Below are 23288 nucleotides of genomic sequence, written 5' to 3'. Positions count from 1 at the left end.
AGTTGTACTACAGAATGAGAGCCCGAGAAAGGGAATCAGGTCGATTGACGGGACGAAGAACGCCTCATCAGGTAGTTCGACTACTCGCGGGTGTCGCAGGGAAGGCGTCGAACCGCTGCGAGACCCCCTCGCGGGACGACGCCCCGACTGCCGCGGTCGTCAGCTCGCGACCGGCCGCCTTCTCACGCGCACCGGTTCGGTGACGGGCGCCGTCGACGCGCACCGCCTCAGCTGGTCCCCGCCTCCAGGAAGGATGCCGCCAGGTGCGCGTTCCGGCGCGCGATGAGGCGGCGCAGATACGGCACCAGGATGAGGCGCTCGACGATGACCCCGAAGACGGGCGAGGCGAGCTCGATGGTGTCGGTCATCTTCGTTCCCCCGCCCGGCGTCTGCTCGAAACGGTGCTCATGACGGAAGGAGCGGAACGGGCCCCGGACCTGCTCATCGACGAACCGGGAGGGCGCGCGCATCTCCGAGATCCGGGCGGTCAGTGTGAACCAGACGCCCAGATGGCGGGCGCGGAACGTCACCGTGTCGCCGAGGCGCATCGGCCCCTCGGTGGTCCCGGCGATGGCTCGCTCCCTGCTGTCTCGCATCGATGCGACGTGTGCACCGATGTCGCGCGCGAGATCGAACACCGCGTCGGGTCTGGCGGCCATGTGCGTTTCGAGCGTGAAGCGGGAGGGCATACCCTCATCCTCTCCGCTCGCGCGGGTCGCGGCGGAGACCGCATCTCGCGTGCCTGCCCCGCACCGTCGCCCTCTCGGTCTCGCTCACCTCGGCCGTCGCGTCCGGGGTAGTGTCGGGGACTCACGCGGCGACGAGGGGGACATCGCATGGGCACGTCCGGATGGATCGAAATCGCGTTCTGGGCGGCCATCGCCGTGGGAGTGATCGTGCGACTGTTCGCGGTGCTGCGCCGGCGGAGGAAGAGCGGGCGCGAGGCCCTGCGGTCGGCGTTCGGCCCGGTCGTCGACGCGGGCGCCGCGGAGTCGACGGCGTACGGCTGGACGCCCGCGTCGTCGACCGATCTGCCCGCGGTGTTCGGCACGGTGCAGACGGGCGAGCCCGATCCCGATCGCCCCCGCGACGTGCCCGACCCGCGGGCATAGCGAACGGACAGCACCGGGCAGGGATGCGTGAGGGTGCGCACTCCACGCTCGGCGGCATGACCTCTCTCGATCCCGTCCCCGCCACCCCGCCCGCCGATTCGGCGTCCACGCCCCCGAGTCGGCGTCCACGCCCCGGGCGTCGGCTCGTGGCCGGTATCGGCGCGGGTGCGCTCGTCGTGGGTCTGCTCGTCGGCGGGGGCGCGGGCTTCGCCATCGGCGAGGCGTCCGGCGCCGCTGCGGCGACGTCGGGGACCATGCCCGATCTCGGTGGCGGGACCGCTCCGCAGATGGGCGGCAACCGCCCGGACTTCGGCGAGGGCACTCCTCCGCAGAGGGGCGAAGGCAGCCCCGACGATGGCTCGGGCGGCGGCACCGATGACACCACCGACGAGTCGGGCACCTCGAGCTGAACGCTCCCGCTCCGTTCGTTCCGGCCCCCACCGCACCGGTGCGGTGATCGATCTGCCGGGCGATGGCGTCACCCGCCCTCTTCGTCCGCATGGATGCCACTCGACACCGCGGACCTCGCCCACCTCCACCGCGCGATCAGGTTGTCGGCAGCGGCGCGCGAGAACGGCGACCACCCGTTCGGCGCTGTGCTCGTCACGGGTGACGGCCGGGTGGTCGAGGCCGAGAACACGGTGCTCACCGAGCGCGACGTCACCGCCCACGCCGAGACGAAACTCGTGCGACGGTTATGCAAGCACTATGTGCGATCGATCCGATCCCCCATAGGGTTCGCAGCACCTACCGAAGGAGTCCGTGATGACCGACAACCTCGCCGCCCCGTCCCCCGCTCGTCAGTGGCTGAAGGCGTTCTACAGCGCTCTGGCCGCCGCGATCGGCTACATCATCGCCGAGCTGATCATGCAGCACGACACCTCGTTCATCCTGATCGGGGCCCTGGCCATCCTGGCCGTGCTCACCCCGATCATCTACGCGATCAACCGCCGGAGCGGTCGCACCGCGCCTCGGCGCTGACCGGGGGCCCACCCGCCTCCGGCGTCGCAGCCGGGCAGCGGCCGGGGTCATCACCCCGGCCGCTGTCCGTGTCGGCGACGTGCGCGTCACCGGGGGTGCGCGTCGGTCATGCCGAATGGGCAGTGGGCGTGCTGAACAGGTTGACGACGTTGCCGTCGGGGTCGCGCACCAGCGCCGACCGGTTGCCCCACGGCATGGTGGTCGGTGCGAGGACGACATCCTCGCCGATGGGTGCGAGCGCGGCGAACGCACCGTCGACGTCGGCGACGTCGAACTCGACGATCACGGAGCGATTCGCCGCGGCGGTCAGGGCTCCGTCGAGCATCGCGACCGTTTCGACGCTCGCGATCGCGAGATTCGCGCCGGGGCCGCTGAACTGCGCGAAGACCGGGGAGGGACGCTCGGCCCGCCGCCCGGTGACCCGCTCATAGAACGCGACGAGGCGGTCGACGTCGTCGGTGACGATTCGGATGGAGGTGAATGACATGGGATTCCTTCGGGGACGAGACGGTGGACGGCTTCACCCTCGCCGACGGTGGCGACACCGTCCTGTCGGCGTTTACGGAATCCCGGTCGAGGATCAGTCGTCGATGACGGACCGCAGGCGTCCGTACGGGATCGTGAGGTCGGCAGCGCGGAGAGCGCGGCGCGGGGGCCGCTCGTCCGTCACGTCGAGCGACAGCATCCGATCGCCCCGGAACGCCCGGACCCCGTCGCGCTGCCGGCACCACGCGATGAGGTACCACTGCCCGTCCTTGCCGATCGATCCCAGCGGTTCGACGTCGCGGGTGGACTCCGCACCGCCGGCATCGCGGTAGCGGAGGCGCACGACGCGATCCGCGCGAAGGGCGGCCGCGAGTGCCGCGGGCGCATCGACGTCATCCTCGCCCTCGAGAAGATGCACGCGCGACGCGAGCACACGGGCTCGTGCCGCTTCGTCGTCCGGCATGACCGCGAGCACCTTCCGGGCTGCGGTGCGGGCGGAATGACGGAACGGACTGCGTCCGAGTGCACCGAGCCCGATGAGCACCGCGAGGGCCTCGTCGAGGGTGAAGCCGGCCGGGCCCAGCGTCGCGGACGCATCGATGACGAACCCCCCGGTCCGGCCCGGCTCCGCCCAGATCGGCAGCCCCGACTGCTGAAGGGCAGTGAGGTCGCGCTCGATCGTCCGCACCGACACCTCGAATCGTTCTGCGAGGCGGCGGGCACTCAGCGGTCGAGGGGAGACGGCCCGGAGCTCTTCGACCAGGCCGTAGAGACGATCGGTTCGGTTCACCGACCCATCATCGACCGTTCGCGCCCGACTGTGCGCCGGCCTCGATGATCACTCATCGCGACCGCGATCGAACGACGGCGGATCGCGCGCCTCGCACGTCCGACGATCGTGCGGAGACCCCGGGACGAGGGCATCCCTCCGATCGAAGGGGTGAGCGTCGAGGCGATTCAGCCCCGTCTAGTAGGGTTGACCCCTGGTGAAGATCTCTTGATATCAAGAGATCTCGCCTCCTCCCACCACCGATCGCCCAGCGAAGGATTGTCCGTGGATCTCTACGAGTACCAGGCACGTGATCTGTTCGAAAAGTACGAGGTGCCGGTACTCGCCGGCATCATCGCCGACACCCCTGAGGAGGCGAAGGCGGCCGCGGAGAAGCTCGGCGGTGTCGTCGTCGTCAAGGCTCAGGTCAAGACCGGAGGCCGCGGCAAGGCCGGCGGCGTGAAGGTCGCGAAGAACCCCGATGAGGCGTTCGAGGCGGCGCAGGCCATCCTCGGCCTCGACATCAAGGGTCACGTCGTCAAGCGCGTCATGGTCGCCGCCGGCGCCCGCATCGCCAAGGAGTTCTACTTCTCGGTGCTGCTCGACCGCGCCAACCGCTCCTACCTCTCACTGTCCAGCGTCGAGGGCGGCATGGAGATCGAGGAGCTCGCCGTCGAGCGTCCCGAGGCACTCGCCCGCATCGAGGTCGACCCGCTCGAGGGCATCACCCCCGAGAAGGCCCTCGAGATCGCGAAGGCCGCGAAGTTCGACGACGAGCTGGCCCCCAAGGTGGCCGACGTCTTCGTCAAGCTCTTCAACGTCTACAAGGGCGAGGACGCCACCCTCGTCGAGGTGAACCCGCTCATCCAGAGCGAGGACGGCGACATCATCGCCCTCGACGGCAAGGTCTCGCTCGACGAGAACGCCGGTTTCCGCCACCCCGAGCACGAAGAGCTCGAAGACAAGGACGCCGCTGACCCGCTCGAGGCCAAGGCCAAGCAGCACGACCTCAACTACGTCAAGCTCGACGGTCAGGTCGGCATCATCGGCAACGGCGCGGGTCTGGTCATGTCGACCCTCGACGTCGTCGCGTACGCCGGTGAGAAGCACGGCGGCGTCAAGCCCGCCAACTTCCTCGACATCGGTGGCGGCGCCTCGGCGACCGTCATGGCCGCCGGTCTCGACGTCATCCTCGGCGACGAGCAGGTCAAGAGCGTGTTCGTCAACGTCTTCGGTGGCATCACCTCGTGCGTCGCCGTGGCCGAGGGCATCGTGAAGGCCCTCGAGATCCTCGGTGACACCGCGACCAAGCCGCTCGTCGTCCGTCTCGACGGCAACCAGGTCGAAGAGGGCCGCGAGATCCTCGCCGCCGCCAACCACCCGCTCGTCACCCTCGCCGCCGGTATGGACGAGGGCGCCGACAAGGCCGCCGAACTGGCCAACGCGTAAGGGATAGGGACAGAAACATGTCGATCTACCTCAACAAGGACTCCAAGGTCATCGTCCAGGGCATCACCGGCGGTGAGGGCACCAAGCACACCGCCCTCATGCTCAAGGCCGGCACCCAGGTCGTCGGTGGCGTGAACGCCCGCAAGGCCGGCACCACGGTCTCGCACAAGGACGCCTCCGGCAACGACGTCGAGCTCCCCGTCTTCGCCTCGGTCGAAGAGGCCATGCGCGAGACCGGCGCCGACGTGTCGATCGCGTTCGTGCCCCCGGCCTTCACGAAGGACGCGATGGTCGAGGCCATCGACGCCGAGATCCCCCTCCTCGTCGTGATCACCGAGGGCGTGCCCGTCGGCGACACCGCCGAGGCCTGGGCGTACGCGAAGTCGAAGGGCGAGAAGACCCGCATCATCGGCCCGAACTGCCCCGGGATCATCACGCCCGGTGAGGCGCTCGTGGGCATCACCCCCGCGAACATCACCGGCAAGGGCCCGATCGGCCTCGTGTCGAAGTCGGGCACCCTGACCTACCAGATGATGTTCGAGCTGCGCGACCTCGGCTTCTCGACCGCCATCGGCATCGGTGGCGACCCGGTCATCGGCACGACGCACATCGACGCCCTCGCGGCGTTCGAGGCCGACCCCGAGACCAAGGCCATCGTCATGATCGGTGAGATCGGTGGAGACGCCGAAGAGCGCGCCGCCGACTTCATCAAGGCCAACGTCACCAAGCCGGTCGTCGGCTACGTCGCCGGCTTCACCGCTCCCGAGGGAAAGACCATGGGCCACGCCGGCGCCATCGTCTCCGGCTCGGCCGGCACCGCCCAGGCGAAGAAGGAGGCCCTCGAGGCCGCCGGCGTGAAGGTCGGCAAGACGCCGTCCGAGACCGCGTCGCTGATGCGCGAGATCATCGAAGCGCTCTGACGTTTCGGTTTTGGGGCCCGGATGCCATGGCATCCGGGCCCCTTCGCCTGTCCGGGGTGGGCGCGGGACGCCGCCGCGGCGGTGAGGTGCGGCGTACGGCTGGGGTGTGGGCGGTCGGGCGGCCGTCGAGCGGCGGGTTATCAGGCGGCGGGGCCTCGAGATGACGGGGGATTCGCGAGCGGACCCACGATTCGGGCCGAACGCGTGTCATCTCGGCGGACGCGGGTCATCTCGGCCAACGTCACGGCCGGCGGAGCCGCCGCCGGCGCCGGGCGGCGCACCCATCGGTCGCGTGTCAGAGAGTCGAACAGCAGGGGACACTGTCACCGCTCTTCGACCCGTTGACGAAGGTCCGCTCGTGACGACGAGGAGACCCGGGATCCGGGGTGACGGGAGCTTCGGCGCGACGCGTGGCCGGAGTAGGTGAGCCGGGTCAGTCCCTGATGTGCTTCATGGGTGAACATCCCCGCGTACGGCCGACGTGAGGGCTGGTCCTCTGCTTCGGCGCCATAGCATCGGCGAAAGTCACGTCGGAAGGGTGTTCATGCGCGTGCTCAGAAGCGTTTGGCTGCAGCCGAGCCCGCGCCAACGGGTGTTGATCGCCCTCCCTGCATGCGCGTGTTCGCTGACCGATTCGATGTCGACGCTCCTCGGACAATCCGCGACGTACTGGTCTGACCCTGCGACCGGTTACGAGAACAATCCGATGTTCGCGTGGCTTCTGCACGCGGGACCGGGGTGGTTCATCGTGGGCGAGCTCATCTGGTGCGCCGTCATCATCGGCGTCGTGACCTTGCTCCCCGGCATCCTGAGCCTTATCGTCGCGGTGGCCGTCTCGATCGGGCACACGTACGGGGCGTTGACCTGGATCATCACCGTGGTCCCGATCCTCGGGTTGTATCCCGTGTTCGCGGTGTTCGGATTGGCGCCGCTGATGCAGACGGTTACTTACCTCCGCCCTCTGCTAATCAGCGGGCAGAGGCGCTGACGCGGCTACGAAACGCGCGACACTCTCCCGCTTGAGTTCGGTCTCGCTCCATCGCGTGATCCGGGCGCCAGGCTGTCGCGGTCGTCCCTTCGTGTCTCCGGGGTGGGTGGGCCGTCGCGGCGCGAGACCGCATCCGAATGCCGAGGACGCACCGGATGGGCGCCGAGCGGGTGCGGCCTCGGGCAATGAGTGCGGCCTCGGCGACGAAACCCCGCCGCGACCGGCCGCGACCCTGCCCACCGCCCACGCGGCGTAACCGCCGCGGGGGCGGCCGCCGCGGCACGAGAACGCATCCGATTGCCGAAAGCGCATCGGACTGACGCCCAACGGGTGCGGCCTCGGGAAACGTGTGCGGTTTCGGCGCCGCGGAGGCGCCTGTCGCGGCGGCCACGGGAAAGGGGCCCGGATGCCGTGGCATCCGGGCCCCCGCACACCACCAGGCTCAGCCCAGCAGCGCCTCGACCGGACCACGCGCGAAGAAGATCACGAAGCCGGCGGCGACGATCCACAGCAGCGGGCTCACGCGGCGGGCGCGGCCCGACAGCGCCTGGATGAGGACCCAGCTGACGAAGCCCGCACCGATGCCGTTGGCGATCGAGTAGGTCAGGGGCATGACCGTCACGGTCAGGAAGACCGGGATGAGCACCGACATGTCGCTGAGGTCGACGTGGCGGATCTGCGCCATCATCAGCGCGCCGACGATCACCAGCGCTGCGGCGGCGATCTCGGTGGGAACGATGCTCGTCAGCGGAGTGAAGAACATCGCGAGCAGGAAGAGCCCGCCCGTGACGACGTTGGCGAGGCCCGTGCGGGCGCCCTCGCCGATGCCGGAGCCCGACTCGATGAAGACGGTGTTCGACGACGAGGAGGTCGCCCCACCCGCCACGGCCCCGATGCCTTCGATCACCAGCGCGGAGCGCAGGCGCGGGAAGGTGCCGTCGGGGGCGGCGAGGCCCGCCTCGCGCGAGAGGCCGGTCATCGTGCCCATGGCGTCGAAGAAGTTCGTGAAAACGAGGGTGAAGACGAGCATCAGGGCCGCGAGGGCGCCGATGCGGCCGAAGGATCCGGCGAGGTCGACCTGTCCCACGAGCGACAGGTCGGGCAGGCTCACCCACTGCGACGGCAGCGTCGGCACGCTCAGACCCCAGCCGCCGGGGTTGCCGTCTGCCTTCGCGCCGAGGCCCATGACGGCCTCGACGATCACCGCGATGACGGTGCCCGAGAGCAGGCCGATCAGCAGCGCGGCCTTGACCTTGCGCACCAGCAGCACGGCGGTGATGACGAGGGTCAGCACGAACAGGGCCGTCGGGATCGTGGCGATCGAGCCGCCCACGCCCAGGCCGACCGGGGGAGAGTTGAGCCCGGTCGAGGTGACGAGGCCGCTGTCGACGAAGCCGATGAAGGCGATGAAGAGGCCGATGCCGACGGTGATCGCGGTCTTCAGCGCCAGCGGGACGGCCTCGAAGATCATGCGGCGGAGGCCCGTGACCGCCAGCAGCACGATGATCAGGCCGTTGATGACGACCAGGCCCATCGCCTCGGGCCAGGTGACCTCGCCGACGATGCCGACGGCGAGGAACGAGTTGATGCCGAGGCCCGCGGCGAAGGCGAAGGGCAGACGGGTGACGAGCCCGAAGAGCATGGTCATCACGCCCGCGGTGAGGGCGGTGACCGCGGCGACCTGCGGGAAGCCGAGGGCGTTGCCGGAGACGTCGGGGGTGCCCGACAGGATGATCGGGTTCAGGATGACGATGTACGCCATCGTCACGAACGTGACGACGCCACCGCGCACCTCCGCGCTCACGGTCGAGCCGCGGGCGGTGATCTCGAAGAAGCGGTCGAGGCCGTTCTTCGGTGCGGGGGTGGCCGTGGTCTCGGGAGCGGAAGCGCTCATGAAGGCTCCAGGAAACGGGAGAGAAACAGGGGAGGGTGAGGACCGGAGGGGAAGACGCCGACGTATCGTGGGAGACATGTCGCTCTCAGGAGAGTATCTGCCCAGCACCAGCGAATGGGCCCGCCAGCAGGCCGAGACGTTCGAGGCCTCGGGAGGCCAGGAATCCGCCGAACTGCGGGGCGTACCCATCATCGTCCTCACCACCGTCGGCGCCAAAACGGGCGGCCTGCGCAAGACCGCCCTCATGCGCGTCGAGCACGACGGAAAGTACGCGGTCGTGGCATCCAAGGGTGGGGCACCCGAGCATCCCGCGTGGTTCTACAACCTCGTGAAGAACCCGCGCGTCGCCCTCCAGGACGGCGACGTGAAGAAGGAGTACGACGCGCACCAGGCCGAGGGCGCCGAGCGCGAGGAGTGGTGGGGCTACGCGACGGAGGTCTGGCCCGACTACGACGAGTACCAGAGGAAGACGGAGCGGCGCATCGAGCTGTTCGTGCTGGAGCCTGTCGACTGACGCGGCGTCCCTCGGTGGGCGTTGAGTGTCCGAGACACCCGGACGTCGCGAAAATTCGTCCGGGGTGTTTTGGACACTCAACGGGTGAGAAGCGCGAGAGCGCGCCGGGCACGGAAGAGCGGGACGGATGCCGGCGGCCAAACCTCACACGAGCGCCACCGCTGCGTGAGGGAAACGTTCGCCCGGGGTAACGCCGGGGCGAGGGCGGGGGAAACCTCGGATGCTTAGCGTCGGGGCATGGCCCGCTCGAACCCCGCAACCGGAACGAAACACGGTGCTGACGCGTCGGCAAAGTCCGCCGCGTACCGTGACGGCATGCTCCACCCCGCTCCATCCGGATCCGTCGTGGTCGTGGGTGCCGGGATGGTGGCCCACCGCTTCGTCGAGAGCCTCACCAGCCGCGACACCGACGGCCGCTGGTCGATCACGGTGCTCGGCGACGAAGCCCGCGGGCCCTACGACCGGGTCGGACTGACCGGCGTCTTCAGCGGCAGGACCCCCGATGACCTCGCGCTCGATCCCGCGGTGCTCGCTCACGAGCGGGTGCGCGTCGAGACCGACGCCCGCGTTACCAGAATCGACCGCGCGGCGCGCACCGTCACCACCGCGGGCGGCTCCACGCACGCCTACGACCGCCTCGTTCTGGCCACCGGCTCCTACGCCGCACGCCTCGCGCTCGACGGCTTCGACCACCGGGGCTGCTTCGTCTACCGCACCCTCGACGACGTCGCCGGGATGCGCGCGTGGGTCGCGCAGCGCTCTGCGCAGCTCGGCCGGCCCCTGCGCGGTGCCGTCGTCGGCGGCGGTCTGCTCGGACTCGAGGCAGCGGGAGCGCTTCAGGCCGAGGGCGTCTCGCCGTTCGTGCTCCAGTCGAACGAGCGCCTCATGTCGGCGCAGCTCGACCTCGGCGGCGCGAAGGCGCTGCAGCGGCTCATCGAGGCGCGCGGCATCGAGGTGCGCACGCGGGCGGTGACGACCCGGGTGGATGCCGACAAGTCCGGCGCCGTGTGCGGCCTCGAGCTGCGCGACGGCACGTGGGAGGCCGTCGACATCGTCGTCTTCACGGTCGGCGTGCGCCCCCGTGACGAGCTCGCGCGTACCGCGGACCTCGCCGTCGACGCGCGCGGCGGCGTCGTGATCGACGCGGGCTGCGACACGTCCGACCCGGCGATCATGGCCATCGGCGAGGTCGCGAGCTTCGACGGTCAGTGCATCGGTCTCGTCGCTCCGGGCTACGCGATGGCGGAGGTCGCCGCGACCCGCCTGCTCGGCGGGGAGGCCGCGTTCGACGGCTTCGACACCTCGGCGAAACTCAAGCTCTCGGGTGTCGAGGTCGCCAGCTTCGGCGACGCGTTCGCCGAGACGCCGAACGCCCTCGACGTCACCTACGCCGATCCGGTGTCGGGCGTGTACAAGAAGCTCGTGTTGAGCGACGACGCACAGACTCTGCTCGGTGGCATCCTCGTCGGCGACGCCTCGGCATACACCTCACTGCGTCCGCTCGTCGGTCGCGCGCTGGGCGGAGACCCGGCCGCGTACCTCATGCCGAGCGACCTCGCGCCGGCCCCGCAGGGCGACCTCCCCGACGACGCGATCGTCTGCTCGTGCAACGGCGTCACGGCCGGCACCGTCCGCGGCGCGGTGACCGAACACCAGTGCGCGGATGCCGCCGAGGTCAAGGCCTGCACCAAGGCCGGGGCGGCGTGCGGTTCGTGCTTCGCGCTGGTGAAGAAGCTCGTGGCGACCGAGCTCGCGGCATCCGGAAAAGAGGTCTCGAACGGCCTGTGCGAGCACTTCTCGTTCACGCGGGCGCAGCTCTTCGACGCCGTGCGCGTGTCGGGGCTCAAGACCTTCACGGCCATCGTCGAGCGTTTCGGAACGGGACGCGGCTGCGACATCTGCAAGCCGGCGCTCGCGAGCATCCTCGCCAGCCTCTACTCGGAACACGTGCTCGCCGGCGAGCTCGCGACGATGCAGGACACCAACGACCACGTCATGGCGAACATCCAGCGCGACGGCAGCTACAGCGTCGTGCCGCGCATCCCGGGAGGCGAGATCACCCCCGAGGGGCTCGTCGTGATCGGCGAGGTCGCGCGCGACTTCGGGCTGTACACGAAGATCACCGGGGGCCAGCGCATCGACCTGTTCGGCGCCCGCCTCGATCAGTTGCCCGACATCTGGAAGCGCCTCGTCGACGCCGGTTTCGAGTCGGGCCACGCCTACGGCAAGTCGCTGCGCACGGTGAAGTCGTGCGTCGGCTCGACCTGGTGCCGCTACGGCGTGCAGGACTCGGTCGGCATGGCCGTGCAGCTCGAGCTGCGCTACCGGGGCCTGCGCTCGCCGCACAAGCTGAAATTCGGCGTCTCGGGCTGCGCGCGCGAGTGCGCCGAGGCCCGCGGGAAGGACATCGGGGTCATCGCGACCGAGGCGGGCTGGAACCTCTACGTCGGCGGCAACGGCGGCTTCACGCCCCGCCACGCGGTTCTCTTCGCAGAGGGTCTCGACGACGAGGGACTCCTGCGCGCGATCGACAGGTTCCTCATGTTCTACATCCGCACCGCCGACCGGCTGCAGCGCACCGCTCCCTGGGCCGCCGAATACGAGGGCGGCCTCGACGCGCTCAAGGCCGTCGTCTTCGACGACTCCCTCGGCATCGCCGAGGATCTCGACCGCGCCATGGCCTCCCACATCGACGCCTACGAAGACGAGTGGGCCGCGACCCTCGCCGACCCCGAGAAGCTCACGCGCTTCCAGAGCTTCGTGAACGCCCCCGAGGTCGCCGACCCCTCGCTCGCCTACGTCGCCGAGCGCGGCCAGGCCCGCCCCGCCACCGACGAGGAGCGCGCGTCGGGCGCCGTGTTCATCGGCGGAACGACGCTGGCGGTGCGGCCATGACGACGTCGCAGGCGATGACGATGGATGCCGAGACCCCGGCCGCGACGCCGAGCCCCGCGCCCGCCGCCCCCGGCGTGACGGCCCCCGCCGCCGGGTCGGCAACGACCGCAGGACCCGGCGACGACGCGAGCGCAACGCCCGCGGCCGACGCACCGCACGGGTGGACCCGCATCTGCCGCGTCGACGACCTCCTGGTCGAGCGCGGGGCGGCCGCTCTCGTCGACGGGCACCAGATCGCGCTGTTCCGTACGTTCGACGGTCGCATCTACGCGACCGACCAGATCGACCCGTTCAGCGGGGCGGCCGTCCTCTCGCGGGGGATCGTCGGCGATCGCGCGGGCGTGCCCACCGTGGCATCCCCGATGTACAAGCAGGTGTTCGACCTGCGCACCGGCCAGTGCCTCGACACGCAGGGCAAGGAGCCGCTGAGCGTCCGGGTCCACCCGGTCGCGGTGACCGACGGCGTCGTGTTCGTCAAGCTCGCCCCCGCGGCTGATGCCGCCGGCGCAGGAAAGGACCCCCGATGATCGCTCTCGCAGGACTCGACCTCACCGACCGGCTCGTCGTGTGCGTCGGCGCAGGCTCCGTCGCCGAGAAGCGCATCGCGCGGCTCCGCGCCGCCGGTGCCCGCGTGCGCCTGGTCGCGCCGGTCGCCACCGCGGGGCTCACCGCGCTCGCCGGCGCCGGCGACATCGAGTGGCACGAGCGCGCCTTCGAACCCCGCGATCTCGACGACGCCTGGTTCTGCCACACCGCCACCGGCTCGGCATCCGTCGACGCGTCCGTCGTCGCCGCGGCGGAGGCCCGCCGGGTGTGGTGCGTCAACGCCGGGCACGGGGGCAGGGGTACTGCGCGCCTCGCCGCCGAGACCACGAGCGGCGACGTCATGGTCGGCGTCGTCTCGACAGCGGGCGCCGACCCGCGCCGCACCGTCGCGGTCCGCGACGCCATCGCCCAGCGCCTCGCCGAAGGCGCCCTTCCGCTCCGCCGCCGACGTCGCCCGCTCGTGGGGAGCGTGGCGCTCGTCGGCGGCGGCCCCGGCCCGATCGACCTGATGACCGTCCGCGCTCGCGCTCTGCTCGCCGAGGCCGACGTCGTCGTGCACGACCGCCTCGGCCCCGCCGGCGTGCTCGCCGAGCTCGGCGACGACGTCGAACTGATCGACGTGGGCAAGCGCCCGCAGCACCACCCCGTGCCGCAGGACGAGATCAACGCGATCCTCGTCGACCGCGCCGCCCGGGGGCTGCGGGTCGTGCGCCTCAAAGGCGGCGACCCGTTCGTCTACGGACGCGGCGGCGAAGAGGTCCTGGCGTGCCGGGCGGCCGGCATCCCGGTCGAGGTCGTTCCCGGCATCTCGAGCTCGATCGCCGTGCCGTCGGCGGCCGGGATCCCCGTGACGCACCGCGGCGTGGCCGGTACGCTGCACGTCGTGAACGGTCAGGAGACGCCGAGCGAGGCCACCCTCGCGGCCCTCCGCGACGACTCGGCCACGGTCGTCGCGCTGATGGGCGTGAGCGCCCTGCCGCGCTTCGTCGCGGCGGCCCGGGCCGCGGGGGCCCCCGCGGCCCGCCCCGTCGCGTTCATCGAGAACGGACACACGCCCGCGCAGCGGACGATCCGCACGACGCTCGCAACGGCGATCCAGGATGCCGATATCCACCGCCTCGCGAATCCCGCGGTCCTGGTGTTCGGCGAGGTCGCCCGACCCGACCTGCTGCTCCCGGCCGTGGAGCCCGCTGCGGCCGCGGCTTCGGCCGGGGCGCGCGGGGAAGGCATCGGGTGACGACACCCGCGCGGACGATCAGCACGGTGCTCCAGGGCTGCACCGTGCTGCTTCCCGTCGATCGCCGGTCGGGGGAGCTGTCGGCCGCGCTCGAGCGCCACGGCGCGCGCGTCCGCGTCGCGCCGGCGTTGACGATCGTGCCGCACGTCGACGACGAGCACCTCATCGCCCAGACGCGGCGCCTTGTCACCGACCCGCCCGACGTGGTCGTCGCCACGACCGGGGTCGGGTTCCGCGGATGGATGGAGACCGCTGACGAAGCGGGCCTGCACGACGAGCTCAGCGCCGTGATGGACCGGGCGCGCATCGTCGCCCGCGGCCCGAAGGCGCGCGGGGCGATCCAGCAGGCGGGCTTCGACGCCGACTGGGTCGCCGAGAGCGAGACCTCGGCGGAGCTGCGGGACTTCCTCGTCGCCGAGGGCGTGCAGGGTCTGCACGTCGCCGTGCAGCACCACGGCTCGGGAGCCGACGGCCTCGACGAGGCGTTCGAGGCGGCGGGCGCCCGCGTCACGAGCCTGACGATCTACCGGTGGGGGCCACCCCCCGCCCCCGAGGTCGTCGCCGCCTCCACCCGTCAGGTCGCGCGCGGCGAGATCGACGCCGTGCTGTTCACCTCGGCACCCGCGGCTCGCGAGTGGGTCCTGGCCGCCGACCGCGCCGACGCCCTGGCGGGGGTCGCCGCCCGCACCGCCGACGGTCGCGTGCTCGTCGCCGCGGTCGGCCCGATCACCGCCGGACCGCTGCGCGACGTCGGCATCGACCCGCTCGTCCCCGATCGCGGGCGCCTGGGCGCTCTCGTCCGGGCCGTCGTAACGCACTACGGCGGCCCCGACGCGGCCGTGCTGCGCACGAGCGCCGGGCGGCTCGGCATCCGCTCGACGGGCATCGTGCTCGAGGGCGTCTTCACCGCCCTGCCGCGGACCGGCGTCGAGATCCTGCGGGCGCTCGCCCGACACCCCGGAGCGGTCGTCTCGCGCGCCGACCTGATCGCCGCGCTGCCGACCGCCGACGCGAGCGGACACGCCGTCGAGGTCGCCGTGGCGCGCACCCGCGAGGCGCTCGGGGGGATCGACCTCATCCGCACCGTGTACAAGCGCGGATACCGGCTCGACATCGTCGACGAGGAGGACGCATGACCGCGGTGCTCATCGCCTGCGCACACGGCACGAGGTTCGAAGAGGGACGCGTCGTCGTGCGCGAACTGCTCGAGGTGCTGCGGGCGACCGCCCCCGCGGGCGTCGAGGTGCACGAGGCCTACGTCGATGTGCACGGGCCGTACGTCACGGACGTGGTGGCCGCCGCGCGCGAGCGGACCGACGACATCGTCATCGTGCCGCTGCTGCTCTCGACGGGGTATCACACCGAGGTCGACCTCGTGGAAGCCGCCGACGGCCTCCCCGTCGCTCCCGCGCTGGGGCCGCACCCCGTGCTGGCCGAGATCCTCGTCGATCGCGTCCAGGCGACGGGCGCGGGACCGGACGACACCGTCGTGCTCGCCGCTGCGGGGTCGACGCGCCCCGGTGCGGTCGTCGATGTCGAGCGCATGGCCGGGTTGATGCGCGCAGCCGGCATCGCCGGCCCCGTCGTGACGGCCTACGCCGCCGCCTCAGAGCCCCGGATCCCGGATGCCGTGCACGCGGCGCGCGCGGAAGGGCGGCGCACGGTGGCCGCGAGCTACGTGCTGGCGCCCGGGCACTTCTCACGCGTGATCGAGAAGGCGGAGGCCGACCTGACCTCGGCACCGATCGGCGCGGATCCGCGCCTGGCCACGGTGGTGTGGGAGCGGTGGGCGGCCGCGCGCGGCGCGGTGCGCGAGCCCGACGCCGCCGACGCGGCTGCGCCTGTCGAAGCCTCCGATCGTGCGGTGGCGTCACGGGCGGAGGTGGCGGCGCCCGTCGAAGCCCCCGGCGGTGCGGTGGGTCCGGACCCTTCGACGGGCTCAGGGTCCTCGGTGGGTGTCGGGTCCTCCGCCGGCACGCCCCGCGGCGCGCGCGCACGCCTGCTTGCGCTGTTCTCGCGCGCTCGCCGCCGCGCCTGAGCGGCGCTCCGGGGCAGCGCGGGTAGGGTCGCAGTCGCCCATGCATCGCCTCCTCGTCGCCCTCTTGGCCGCCCTCGACGCCGTCCTGGCCGCCGCGGGCGGCATCGCCGTCGTGCTCGCCCCCCTCACCCTGCTGTGGGTCTTCGGACTGGGCGCCCCCGACTGGGGAGCGCTGTGGCCGGCGTCGGCGGCCGTGTGGCATCTCGGGCACCTCGTCCCGGTGACGGTGACGCTGCCCGACGCGTATCTGGCCGCCACCGGCATCGATCCGTCGTTCGCGACCTTCACCCTCTCTCTCGCCCCGTTGGCGTTCGCCGCCTTCACCGCCCTCTTCGCCGCCCGCTCGGGCGTGCGCGCCGGTGAGGCGGGCGCCGCCGTCACCGGCTGGCTGTCGGGCTCCCTGGTGTTCGCCGGGCTGGCGAGCCTCGTCGCCCTCACCTCGAACGCCGACCTCGTGGAATCCGAGACGTGGCTGGCGATCCTGCTGCCGGCGCTGCTCTTCCTCGTCCCGTCGTTCATCGGCGCGGTCGTCGGTGCCTGGCGCGTGGGCGACGACGGTCCGGTCGACGCCGTCCGCGATCGGATCGAACGGATGCCCGCCGCTTGGGCGCCCGTGCCCGGACTCGTGCTGCGCGGACTCGCCCTCACCACGCTGGGCCTCGTCGCCGTCGGCGGCGTCGTCGTGGTCGCGGGTCTCATCACGCGCTCGACCCAGGTGATCGGGCTCTACCAGGCCAGCAACGCCGACGGCATCGGCGCGACCGTCATCGCACTCGGCCAGCTCGTATACCTGCCGACCCTCCTGCTGTGGGCGGTCGCCTTCACCGCCGGACCGGGGTTCGCCCTGGGCACCGACACCGCCGTCACGCCCGCCGCGACGCAGGTCGGCGCGCTCCCCGGCATCCCGGTGCTGGGCGCGGTGCCCGACTCCACGTCGTCGTGGCTGCTGCTGCTCGTGCTGCTGCCGGTGGGGGTCGGCGCGCTGACCGGGTGGATCCTGCGATCGCGGATGCCGTCGAGCGTCGAGCCCGAACCACTCGCGCCGCGTCTCGTCGTCGCTCTCGCCGTCGCCGCGTTGACCGGCGGGGTCGGCGCCCTCGCCGCTCTGGCCTCCGCCGGGGCCATCGGACCCGGTCGGCTCGCCGACACGGGACCGCAGCCGGGGCCGCTCGCCCTCGCCCTCGGGATCGAGGTGCTGGTGGGCCTCGCCATCCTGCTGCTGAGCCCGCGCTTCGGTGCCCGCCCCGACGACGCCGACGTCTTCGCCCCGCACCGCGACGAGGCCCCCGCGTTCTCGTTCGCGCCGCGCGATCGAACGCCCTTCGACCGCGACGAGCACGCCACCGGTCCCGCCCCGGCCGTGTCCGCTCCCGGGACGGGCATCGCGCACGACGTGTGGCCGAGCTCCTACCGCGGACCCGACGACTCCGACCCGTCCGCCGCCGGCCCGTCCACCGCCGGCGACGACGAGGTGCGGGCACGCATCCGTGCCGCCTGGGCCGAGTCGAACGACGACGAGCCCCGGCGCTGAGCCGGACCCCGCGCGCGAGCGCGCCGATCCGGCTCCGGGGGAGGAGCCGCGGGCTCCGCTTCCGGAGCGCAGCCCGCGCTCCTGAGCCTCCCGCCGCCCCGCTCGGCGCGCTCCGGCGCACCTGCGTAGACTGACCTCCGTGCTCACGGTCGCCGTCCTCATCTCCGGCACCGGCTCCAACCTCCGCGCCCTGCTCGAGGCGGCCTCCGCCCCCGACTTCCCGGCGCGCGTGGTCGCGGTCGGTGCCGATCGCGAGGCCGAGGGCTTCGCGCACGCCGAGCACTTCGGCATCCCCACCTTCCTCGTGCCCTTCCGCTCGTTCGCCACGCGCGAGGAGTGGGGCGCGGAGCTCGGGGAGCAGCTGTCGGTGTGGAACCCCGACCTCGTCGTGCTCAGCGGCATGATGCGCCTGCTGCCGGCCGACCTCGTCGCCGCGTGGGAGCCGCGCATCATCAACACCCACCCCGCGTATCTGCCCGAGTTCCCGGGCGCGCACGGTGTGCGCGACGCGCTCGCCGCGGGCGTCGACCAGACGGGGGCGAGCGTCATCGTCGTCGACTCGGGTGTCGACACCGGTCCGATCCTCGCCCAGGAGCGCATCCCCGTCCTCCCCGGCGACGACGAGGACACCCTGCACGAGCGCATCAAGCCCGTCGAACGGCGTCTGCTGATCGACGTGGTGCGACGCATCGCCGAGGGCGAGCTCGACCTCGCCGACTCGGCATCCCGAACCGCCTGACCGTGCGGCGGGTGCTCGCCCGCCGCGATCGAACCCGACTCGAGACACAGGAGCCGAACGCCATGGCCGGACCCCGACACGACCCCGCCGACTACCGTCCCCGCGACGTCGTCCCGATCCGCCGCGCGCTGGTGTCGGTGAGCGACAAGACCGGCCTGCTCGCCCTCGGCGAGGCCCTCGCCGCCGCCGGCGTCGAGATCGTCTCCACCGGCGGCTCGGCCACGCTGCTGCGCGAGGCCGGATACGACGTCACCGACGTGTCGGCCGTCACCGGCTTCCCGGAGTCGCTCGACGGGCGCGTGAAGACGCTGCACCCGAACGTCCACGCGGGCCTGCTCGCCGACCTGCGTCTCGCGTCGCACGAGGCGCAGCTCGAGGACCTCGGCATCCGTCCCTTCGAGCTCGTCGTGGTCAACCTCTACCCGTTCGTCGAGACCGTGGCATCCGGTGCCGAGGGCGACGACGTCGTGGAGCAGATCGACATCGGCGGCCCCGCCATGGTGCGCGCCTCGGCGAAGAACCACGCCAACGTCGCCATCGTCGTCTCGCCCGAGTCGTACCCCGCGATCATCGACGCGCTGCAGGCGCAGGGCGGAACCACTCTCGTGCAGCGCCGCGAGCTCGCCGCGCGGGCCTTCTCGCACACCGCCGCGTACGACACCGCGGTGTCGACCTGGTTCGCCGAGGGCACCCTCGGCGACGACATCGATCTGCCCGCGCACCTCACGATCCAGGCCGAGCGCCTGTCGACCCTGCGTTACGGCGAGAACTCGCACCAGCGCGCCGCGATCTACACGCGCGTCGGCGGACACGGCATCGCCCAGGCCACGCAGCTGCAGGGCAAGGAGATGTCGTACAACAACTACGTCGACGCCGACGCGGCCCTTCGCGCGGCCTTCGACATGGTCAAGCCCGCGGTGGCGATCATCAAGCACGCCAACCCCTGCGGTATCGCGGTCGCGGCGCCCAATGCCCTCGACCCGATCGCGTCGGCGCACCTGCGCGCGCACGAGTGCGACCCCGTCTCGGCGTTCGGCGGCGTGATCGCGGCGAATCGCACCGTGACGCTGAAGATGGCCGAGAACCTGCGCGACATCTTCACCGAGGTCATCATCGCCCCCGACTTCGAGCCCGAAGCGCTCGAGGTGTTCAAGCTGAAGAAGAACCTGCGCGTGCTGCAGCTGCCCACCGACTGGCAGCAGGAGCGCATGGATGTGCGCCTGGTCTCGGGCGGACTGCTGCTGCAGGACGCCGACCGCTTCCCCGACGACATCGAGTCGGTCGCGAAGAACTGGGAGCTCGTCTCGGGCGAGCGTCCTGCCGAGGCCGACATGGAGAGCCTGATCTTCGCGTGGAAGTCGTGCCGCGCGGTGAAGTCCAACGCGATCGTGCTCGCCCAGGCCTCGGCCACGGTCGGCATCGGCATGGGCCAGGTCAACCGTGTCGACTCATGCCGTCTCGCCGTCGAGCGTGCGGGCGACCGCGCTCGCGGTTCGATCGCGGCATCCGATGCGTTCTTCCCCTTCGCCGACGGCCCGCAGGTGCTGATCGACGCGGGCATCTCGGCGATCATCCAGCCCGGTGGATCGGTGCGGGATGCCGAGGTCGTCGACGCCGCGCGCGCCGCCGGGGTGACCATGTTCTTCACGGGGGAGCGTCACTTCTTCCACTGACCTCCGGTCGTCGTTCGACGCCGTCGCAGCTCCGGTTGCGGCGGCGTCGTCGCGTGTGCGGGGCGTGCTCCGTCGTGGCGGTGCGGGTGTGGGCTGGGTAAGGGCCGTGTTCTTTCGTTCGGGGCGGAAGGTACCCGCCCCGAACGCGCGATGACGCCCCGAACAGGCTCGGCCGCCTTCCGCGGCGCGTGCGCCCCGGACGCCCGCGCGCGTCGAACCGGCTCGGTCGCCCTCGGCGGGGCGCGGCACGAGGTCGGGGCGGGAGGCGATGGATGCCACGCGACGGCGAGTGGACCGCGCGATGCGCGGCACCCGGCCAGCAGAGTGGGCGGATGCAGAGAGCGTCCGGTTCCGTGGTGCGCGGGGGCCCCGTGACGGGTGGCCTCATGCGGGGTGGGCTCGTGTGGGGTGGTCTCGGCGTGCTCGCCTTCTCGTTCACGGTCATCTTCACCCGCATCGCGGTCGCGCAGCTCGATCCGCTCTTCGTGGGCGCGGGGCGGGCCGTGGTTGCCGCGGCGATCGCGGGGATCGCGCTCGTCGCGACGCGGTCGCGGCTCCCGTCACCCCGCCAGGCTGCGCGGCTCGCGATCGTGGGCGGGGGAGTGGTGCTGGGGTTCCCGCTGCTCACCTCGTTCGCCTTGACCACGGCACCGGCGAGCCACGGCGCCGTCGTGATCGCCGTGCTCCCCGCCGCCACCGCGGTGGCCGCGGTCATCCGCACGCGGGAGTCGCCGGGGCGGGCGTTCTGGATCGCGGCGGTGGTCGGGGCCGTCGTCGCCGTGACCTTCGCCCTGGCCGGGGGTGCCGGTGGCGTGCACGCCTCCGACCTGCTGCTGCTCGGAGCGGTCGTCGCCGCCGCCATCGGCTACGCCGAGGGTGGGGTGCTCTCTCGCGAGCTCGGCGCCTGGCAGACGATCTCGTGGGCCCTGGTGCTGTCGAGCCCGGTCATGGTGGCCCTCACCGCCGTCTCCGCGATGCGCACGCCGATCATGGCGGACCCGGCCGCGTGGGGCTCGTTCGCCTACCTCGCCGTGGTCAGCATGTTCCTCGGATTCGTCGCCTGGTACCGCGGGCTCGCCATCGGACCAATGGCCCGCGTCAGCCAACTCCAGCTCGCTCAACCGGTGCTCTCCCTCGCCTGGGCGGCTCTGCTGCTCGGGGAGCAGCTGACCGCCGCCACCGTCGTGGGGGGACTCGCGGTGATCGCGTGCGCGGCGATCGCCGTGACGGTCCGTCAGCGATCGACGGCTCGAGCGAGCGTGCCGACTCGGGGCGCGACGGATGCCGCCGCGTTCACGCGCTCATCTCGATGAGCTTCGCGACGGTGTTGTTGTTGCGCGCGGTACCGACGACGCCGAGACGTCTCTCGAACCACCCGGCCTGCAGCTTCGATCCGCCGATCCCCTCCGGGTAGCGCACGAAGACCTCACGGCCGTCGACCACCGCCTCTTCGGGAACGCCCTGCGGCAGCTCGAGCGTCGTCGTCGCCTCGCCGTCGAGGAACACGGTCTGCACCCATCGCCCCTCGGCCGCATCGGCCCAGGGGTTGCGCGCCCGGGCGTCGGCGAGTTCGCGGTGCGTGCGCACGAGGACGGGCAGATCGAAGCCGAAGGCGTCTCGGACGGTGTCGCGGATCACCGCCGCGAGATCGTCGGCGGCGCGCCCGTCGTCGTCGAGCACGACGTTGCCGGCGACCTGCAGCGTGTCGACGTCTCCGAGGCCGGCGGATGCCAGCGCCTCCCGCAGCGCGGGCATCTTCAGGGCCGTGGGGCCACCGACCCCGCGGATCAGCGCCACGACGCGCGACATGGCGCGGCCCTCCTCCATCGAGCGGTCGGTTCGAAGGGGGCCGACGACAGCACCGCGCTGTGACTCACGCCGAGTCGCGACCCAACGTCTCGAGCAGGCGCAGCCAGACCTCGCTCACCGTCGGGTACGACGGCACCGCGTGCCAGAGGCGCTTCACGGGGACCTCGCCCACCACGGCGATCGTCGCGGAGTGCAGCAGTTCGGCGATGTCGGGGCCGACGAAGGTCGCCCCCACGAGCACGCCGCGATCGGTGTCGACGATCGCGCGGGCCTTGCCGACGTAGGCGTCGGACTGCTCGCTCGAGCCCGCGACGCTGGCCAGGTCGTAGTCGAGCACCGTGACGTTGAGGCCCCTGTCTTCCGCCTTCGCGGCGGTGAGACCGACGGATGCCACCTCGGGATCGGTGAACGTGACCTGGGGCACGGCGTCGTGGTCGGCGGTGGCGACGTGAGCGCCCCACGGGGCGTCGTCGACCTCGTCGCCCTTCGCGCGTGCGGCGATGACGTCGCCCGCGGCCCGCGCCTGGTACTTGCCCTGGTGGGTGAGGAGCGCGCGGTGGTTGACGTCTCCGACCGCGTACAGCCAATCCGAGCCCCGCACGCGGAGGGTGTCGTCGACGTCGAGCCACTCGCCCGGGACGAGGCCGACGGCCTCCACTCCCAGGTCGTCGGTGCGGGGGACGCGTCCGGTCGCCACGAGCACCTCGTCGGCGGTGACGGTCGTGCCGTCGGACAGCTCGAGCACGACACGGCCGTCGTCGTCGCGGCGCGCCGACGCGGCATCCGCCCCCGTCTTGACGGTCGCACCGCGGTCGCGGAGGGAGGATGCGACGAGCTCGCCGGCGAACGGCTCGTTTCCGCCCAGCAGTCCGGAGCGCGCGATGATGGTGACCTGTGCGCCGAGGCTCTGGAACGCGGTGGCCATCTCGGCACCGACGACGCCACCGCCGATGATGGCGAGCGAGCCGGGGATCCGTTCGACGGCGGTCGCTTCGCGGCTGGTCCAGGGCGAGACGTCGGCGAGGCCGGGGATGTCGGGGAGGAGCGCGGCGGAACCCGTGCACACGGCGACCGCGTGCCGAGCGACGAGATCGGTCGTGGTGCCGTCGGCGGCGGTGACGCGCACCGTCTTCTCGCCCGTGAGCCGCCCGTGTCCGCGGACGAGGTCGATGCCGGCGCCCTGCAGCCACTGCACCTGACCCGAGTCGTCCCAGTTGCTCGTCATCGTGTCGCGGCGTCGCAGAACAGCGGCCACGTCGAGCTCGCCCGTGACCGCCTGCTTCGCGCCGTCGACGTCACGTGCGGCGCGGAGGGCCGCGCCGCTGCGCAGGAGTGCCTTCGACGGCATGCATGCCCAGTAGGAGCACTCGCCGCCGACGAGCTCGGACTCCACGATGGCGGCGGTGAGACCGGCCTGCACGGCGCGGTCGGCCACGTTCTCGCCCACGGGGCCCGCGCCGATGACGATCAAGTCGTATTCGCGTTCGCTCATCCCCTCACGCTAGCGACGGGCACCGACATCGGGGAGGGGTTGCGGCGACGGCCTCGTCGCTGGATGGCCCCGGGGCCGGCGCGGCCGCCCCGGCGTCACTTCCGTCGCCCCGGGGGGAGTCGGGCGCGCCGAGTCGGGGCGCAGGGTGGCCCCAGGGCCACCTCCGTCGCCCCGGGGCCACCTGCGCACCTGTCGCCACCCCGTCTCCGCCCGCG

The 23288-nt window shown here is 71.9% G+C and carries 22 protein-coding genes and 1 pseudogene; 17 read left to right on the top strand and 6 right to left on the bottom strand.

What is annotated here, in order from left to right; all coding sequences use genetic code 11:
* Positions 1-227: 227 nt before the first annotated feature.
* Entirely contained in the window at positions 228-689 is a 462-nt protein-coding gene (locus AB0230_RS03385) for an SRPBCC family protein (RefSeq protein ID WP_366373965.1), read from the bottom strand.
* 147 nt (positions 690-836) lie between these two features.
* Here AB0230_RS03385 and AB0230_RS03380 point away from each other — a divergent pair, with 147 nt between their 5' ends.
* From AB0230_RS03380 to AB0230_RS03365, 4 genes and pseudogenes are all read left to right on the top strand, one after another.
* The gene (locus AB0230_RS03380) at positions 837-1112 is read left to right on the top strand and encodes a hypothetical protein (protein ID WP_366373963.1); all 276 of its coding nucleotides are present in this window, start codon (positions 837-839) and stop codon (positions 1110-1112) included.
* Between the two features lie 56 nt (positions 1113-1168).
* Positions 1169-1522: a hypothetical protein gene (locus AB0230_RS03375; RefSeq protein WP_366373961.1), complete on the top strand. Its 354-nt coding sequence runs from the start codon at positions 1169-1171 to the stop codon at positions 1520-1522.
* Positions 1523-1615: 93 nt separating this feature from the next.
* A pseudogene (locus AB0230_RS03370) lies at positions 1616-1807 on the top strand (nucleoside deaminase); the annotation flags it as partial.
* Between the two features lie 70 nt (positions 1808-1877).
* Positions 1878-2093, top strand: coding sequence for a hypothetical protein (locus AB0230_RS03365; protein ID WP_315993438.1), 216 nt, complete (start codon positions 1878-1880; stop codon positions 2091-2093).
* A 106-nt stretch (positions 2094-2199) separates the two neighbouring features.
* On the opposite strand, the gene AB0230_RS03360 is transcribed toward AB0230_RS03365, so the two are convergent.
* Together AB0230_RS03360 and AB0230_RS03355 are read right to left on the bottom strand one after the other, a co-directional pair.
* Positions 2200-2580: a VOC family protein gene (locus AB0230_RS03360; protein WP_363386645.1), complete on the bottom strand. Its 381-nt coding sequence runs from the start codon at positions 2578-2580 to the stop codon at positions 2200-2202.
* A gap of 93 nt (positions 2581-2673) precedes the next feature.
* A complete protein-coding gene (locus tag AB0230_RS03355) occupies positions 2674-3369 on the bottom strand; it encodes a WYL domain-containing protein (protein ID WP_366373958.1) in 696 nt (231 codons plus the stop codon).
* Between the two features lie 264 nt (positions 3370-3633).
* On the opposite strand from AB0230_RS03355, the gene sucC reads away from it, so the two are divergent.
* The 3 genes from sucC to AB0230_RS03340 all read left to right on the top strand — a co-directional run bounded on the left by sucC (position 3634) and on the right by AB0230_RS03340 (position 6705).
* A complete protein-coding gene (gene sucC, locus AB0230_RS03350; protein WP_363386639.1) occupies positions 3634-4797 on the top strand; it encodes an ADP-forming succinate--CoA ligase subunit beta in 1164 nt (387 codons plus the stop codon).
* Positions 4798-4814: 17 nt separating this feature from the next.
* Entirely contained in the window at positions 4815-5717 is a 903-nt protein-coding gene (sucD, locus tag AB0230_RS03345; protein ID WP_315993434.1) for a succinate--CoA ligase subunit alpha, read from the top strand.
* A gap of 706 nt (positions 5718-6423) precedes the next feature.
* A complete protein-coding gene (locus AB0230_RS03340) occupies positions 6424-6705 on the top strand; it encodes a hypothetical protein (RefSeq protein WP_366373955.1) in 282 nt (93 codons plus the stop codon).
* 442 nt (positions 6706-7147) lie between these two features.
* Here the strand turns inward: AB0230_RS03340 and AB0230_RS03335 are convergent, their stop codons facing one another.
* The gene (locus AB0230_RS03335; protein ID WP_315993433.1) at positions 7148-8599 is read right to left on the bottom strand and encodes an NCS2 family permease; all 1452 of its coding nucleotides are present in this window, start codon (positions 8597-8599) and stop codon (positions 7148-7150) included.
* A 76-nt stretch (positions 8600-8675) separates the two neighbouring features.
* On the opposite strand from AB0230_RS03335, the gene AB0230_RS03330 reads away from it, so the two are divergent.
* The 10 genes from AB0230_RS03330 to AB0230_RS03285 all read left to right on the top strand — a co-directional run bounded on the left by AB0230_RS03330 (position 8676) and on the right by AB0230_RS03285 (position 21085).
* Positions 8676-9113, top strand: coding sequence for a nitroreductase family deazaflavin-dependent oxidoreductase (locus tag AB0230_RS03330; protein WP_366373953.1), 438 nt, complete (start codon positions 8676-8678; stop codon positions 9111-9113).
* Positions 9114-9428: 315 nt separating this feature from the next.
* Positions 9429-12008: a nitrite reductase large subunit NirB gene (gene nirB / locus AB0230_RS03325; protein WP_366373951.1), complete on the top strand. Its 2580-nt coding sequence runs from the start codon at positions 9429-9431 to the stop codon at positions 12006-12008.
* Positions 12005-12535: a nitrite reductase small subunit NirD gene (nirD, locus tag AB0230_RS03320; RefSeq protein WP_366373949.1), complete on the top strand. Its 531-nt coding sequence runs from the start codon at positions 12005-12007 to the stop codon at positions 12533-12535. Before nirB ends, nirD begins: the two co-directional genes overlap by 4 nt.
* Positions 12532-13791, top strand: a complete 1260-nt coding sequence (cobA, locus tag AB0230_RS03315) for a uroporphyrinogen-III C-methyltransferase (RefSeq protein WP_366373947.1) — start codon at positions 12532-12534, stop codon at positions 13789-13791. The genes nirD and cobA overlap by 4 nt, the downstream gene beginning before the upstream one ends.
* A complete protein-coding gene (locus AB0230_RS03310) occupies positions 13788-14927 on the top strand; it encodes a uroporphyrinogen-III synthase (RefSeq protein ID WP_366373945.1) in 1140 nt (379 codons plus the stop codon). The genes cobA and AB0230_RS03310 overlap by 4 nt, the downstream gene beginning before the upstream one ends.
* Complete coding sequence (locus AB0230_RS03305) at positions 14924-15829, top strand: CbiX/SirB N-terminal domain-containing protein (RefSeq protein WP_366373943.1); 906 nt, start codon at positions 14924-14926, stop codon at positions 15827-15829. Before AB0230_RS03310 ends, AB0230_RS03305 begins: the two co-directional genes overlap by 4 nt.
* Positions 15830-15869: 40 nt before the next feature.
* A complete protein-coding gene (locus AB0230_RS03300; protein WP_363393300.1) occupies positions 15870-17360 on the top strand; it encodes a DUF6350 family protein in 1491 nt (496 codons plus the stop codon).
* Between the two features lie 139 nt (positions 17361-17499).
* A complete protein-coding gene (gene purN / locus AB0230_RS03295) occupies positions 17500-18099 on the top strand; it encodes a phosphoribosylglycinamide formyltransferase (RefSeq protein WP_363393297.1) in 600 nt (199 codons plus the stop codon).
* A 62-nt stretch (positions 18100-18161) separates the two neighbouring features.
* Positions 18162-19772 carry a bifunctional phosphoribosylaminoimidazolecarboxamide formyltransferase/IMP cyclohydrolase gene (gene purH, locus AB0230_RS03290; protein ID WP_315993425.1) on the top strand — a complete coding sequence of 537 codons (1611 nt, stop codon included), beginning with the start codon at positions 18162-18164 and terminating at the stop codon, positions 19770-19772.
* 386 nt (positions 19773-20158) lie between these two features.
* Positions 20159-21085: a DMT family transporter gene (locus tag AB0230_RS03285; protein ID WP_366374517.1), complete on the top strand. Its 927-nt coding sequence runs from the start codon at positions 20159-20161 to the stop codon at positions 21083-21085.
* Here AB0230_RS03285 and AB0230_RS03280 read toward each other — a convergent pair.
* Positions 21066-21581: a DUF1697 domain-containing protein gene (locus AB0230_RS03280; RefSeq protein ID WP_366373940.1), complete on the bottom strand. Its 516-nt coding sequence runs from the start codon at positions 21579-21581 to the stop codon at positions 21066-21068. The genes AB0230_RS03285 and AB0230_RS03280 overlap by 20 nt on opposite strands.
* Positions 21582-21645: 64 nt before the next feature.
* Positions 21646-23073, bottom strand: a complete 1428-nt coding sequence (locus tag AB0230_RS03275) for an NAD(P)/FAD-dependent oxidoreductase (protein ID WP_315993423.1) — start codon at positions 23071-23073, stop codon at positions 21646-21648.
* Positions 23074-23288: the final 215 nt, after the last annotated feature.

It is taken from the genome of Microbacterium sp. NPDC089190 (genome assembly GCF_040701795.1).
Lineage (GTDB): Bacteria > Actinomycetota > Actinomycetes > Actinomycetales > Microbacteriaceae > Microbacterium > Microbacterium galbum.
The sequence above is the reverse complement of the archived record's forward strand: the minus strand, read 5'-3'. Positions and strand labels throughout refer to the sequence as shown.

Bases quoted from the DNA above. Each gene is read 5' to 3' on its own strand.
- AB0230_RS03300 (WP_363393300.1), top strand. From the start codon at position 15,870: ATGCATCGCCTCCTCGTCGCCCTCTTGGCCGCCCTCGACGCCGTCCTG.
- AB0230_RS03275 (WP_315993423.1), bottom strand. From the start codon at position 23,073: ATGAGCGAACGCGAATACGACTTGATCGTCATCGGCGCGGGCCCCGTG.
- AB0230_RS03375 (WP_366373961.1), top strand. From the start codon at position 1,169: ATGACCTCTCTCGATCCCGTCCCCGCCACCCCGCCCGCCGATTCGGCG.
- nirB (WP_366373951.1), top strand. From the start codon at position 9,429: ATGCTCCACCCCGCTCCATCCGGATCCGTCGTGGTCGTGGGTGCCGGG.
- AB0230_RS03335 (WP_315993433.1), bottom strand. From the start codon at position 8,599: ATGAGCGCTTCCGCTCCCGAGACCACGGCCACCCCCGCACCGAAGAAC.
- AB0230_RS03305 (WP_366373943.1), top strand. From the start codon at position 14,924: ATGACCGCGGTGCTCATCGCCTGCGCACACGGCACGAGGTTCGAAGAG.
- AB0230_RS03285 (WP_366374517.1), top strand. From the start codon at position 20,159: ATGCGGGGTGGGCTCGTGTGGGGTGGTCTCGGCGTGCTCGCCTTCTCG.
- AB0230_RS03385 (WP_366373965.1), bottom strand. From the start codon at position 689: ATGCCCTCCCGCTTCACGCTCGAAACGCACATGGCCGCCAGACCCGAC.
- AB0230_RS03365 (WP_315993438.1), top strand. From the start codon at position 1,878: ATGACCGACAACCTCGCCGCCCCGTCCCCCGCTCGTCAGTGGCTGAAG.
- AB0230_RS03330 (WP_366373953.1), top strand. From the start codon at position 8,676: ATGTCGCTCTCAGGAGAGTATCTGCCCAGCACCAGCGAATGGGCCCGC.
- AB0230_RS03340 (WP_366373955.1), top strand. From the start codon at position 6,424: ATGTTCGCGTGGCTTCTGCACGCGGGACCGGGGTGGTTCATCGTGGGC.
- AB0230_RS03380 (WP_366373963.1), top strand. From the start codon at position 837: ATGGGCACGTCCGGATGGATCGAAATCGCGTTCTGGGCGGCCATCGCC.
- sucD (WP_315993434.1), top strand. From the start codon at position 4,815: ATGTCGATCTACCTCAACAAGGACTCCAAGGTCATCGTCCAGGGCATC.
- nirD (WP_366373949.1), top strand. From the start codon at position 12,005: ATGACGACGTCGCAGGCGATGACGATGGATGCCGAGACCCCGGCCGCG.
- cobA (WP_366373947.1), top strand. From the start codon at position 12,532: ATGATCGCTCTCGCAGGACTCGACCTCACCGACCGGCTCGTCGTGTGC.
- purH (WP_315993425.1), top strand. From the start codon at position 18,162: ATGGCCGGACCCCGACACGACCCCGCCGACTACCGTCCCCGCGACGTC.
- AB0230_RS03360 (WP_363386645.1), bottom strand. From the start codon at position 2,580: ATGTCATTCACCTCCATCCGAATCGTCACCGACGACGTCGACCGCCTC.
- AB0230_RS03280 (WP_366373940.1), bottom strand. From the start codon at position 21,581: ATGTCGCGCGTCGTGGCGCTGATCCGCGGGGTCGGTGGCCCCACGGCC.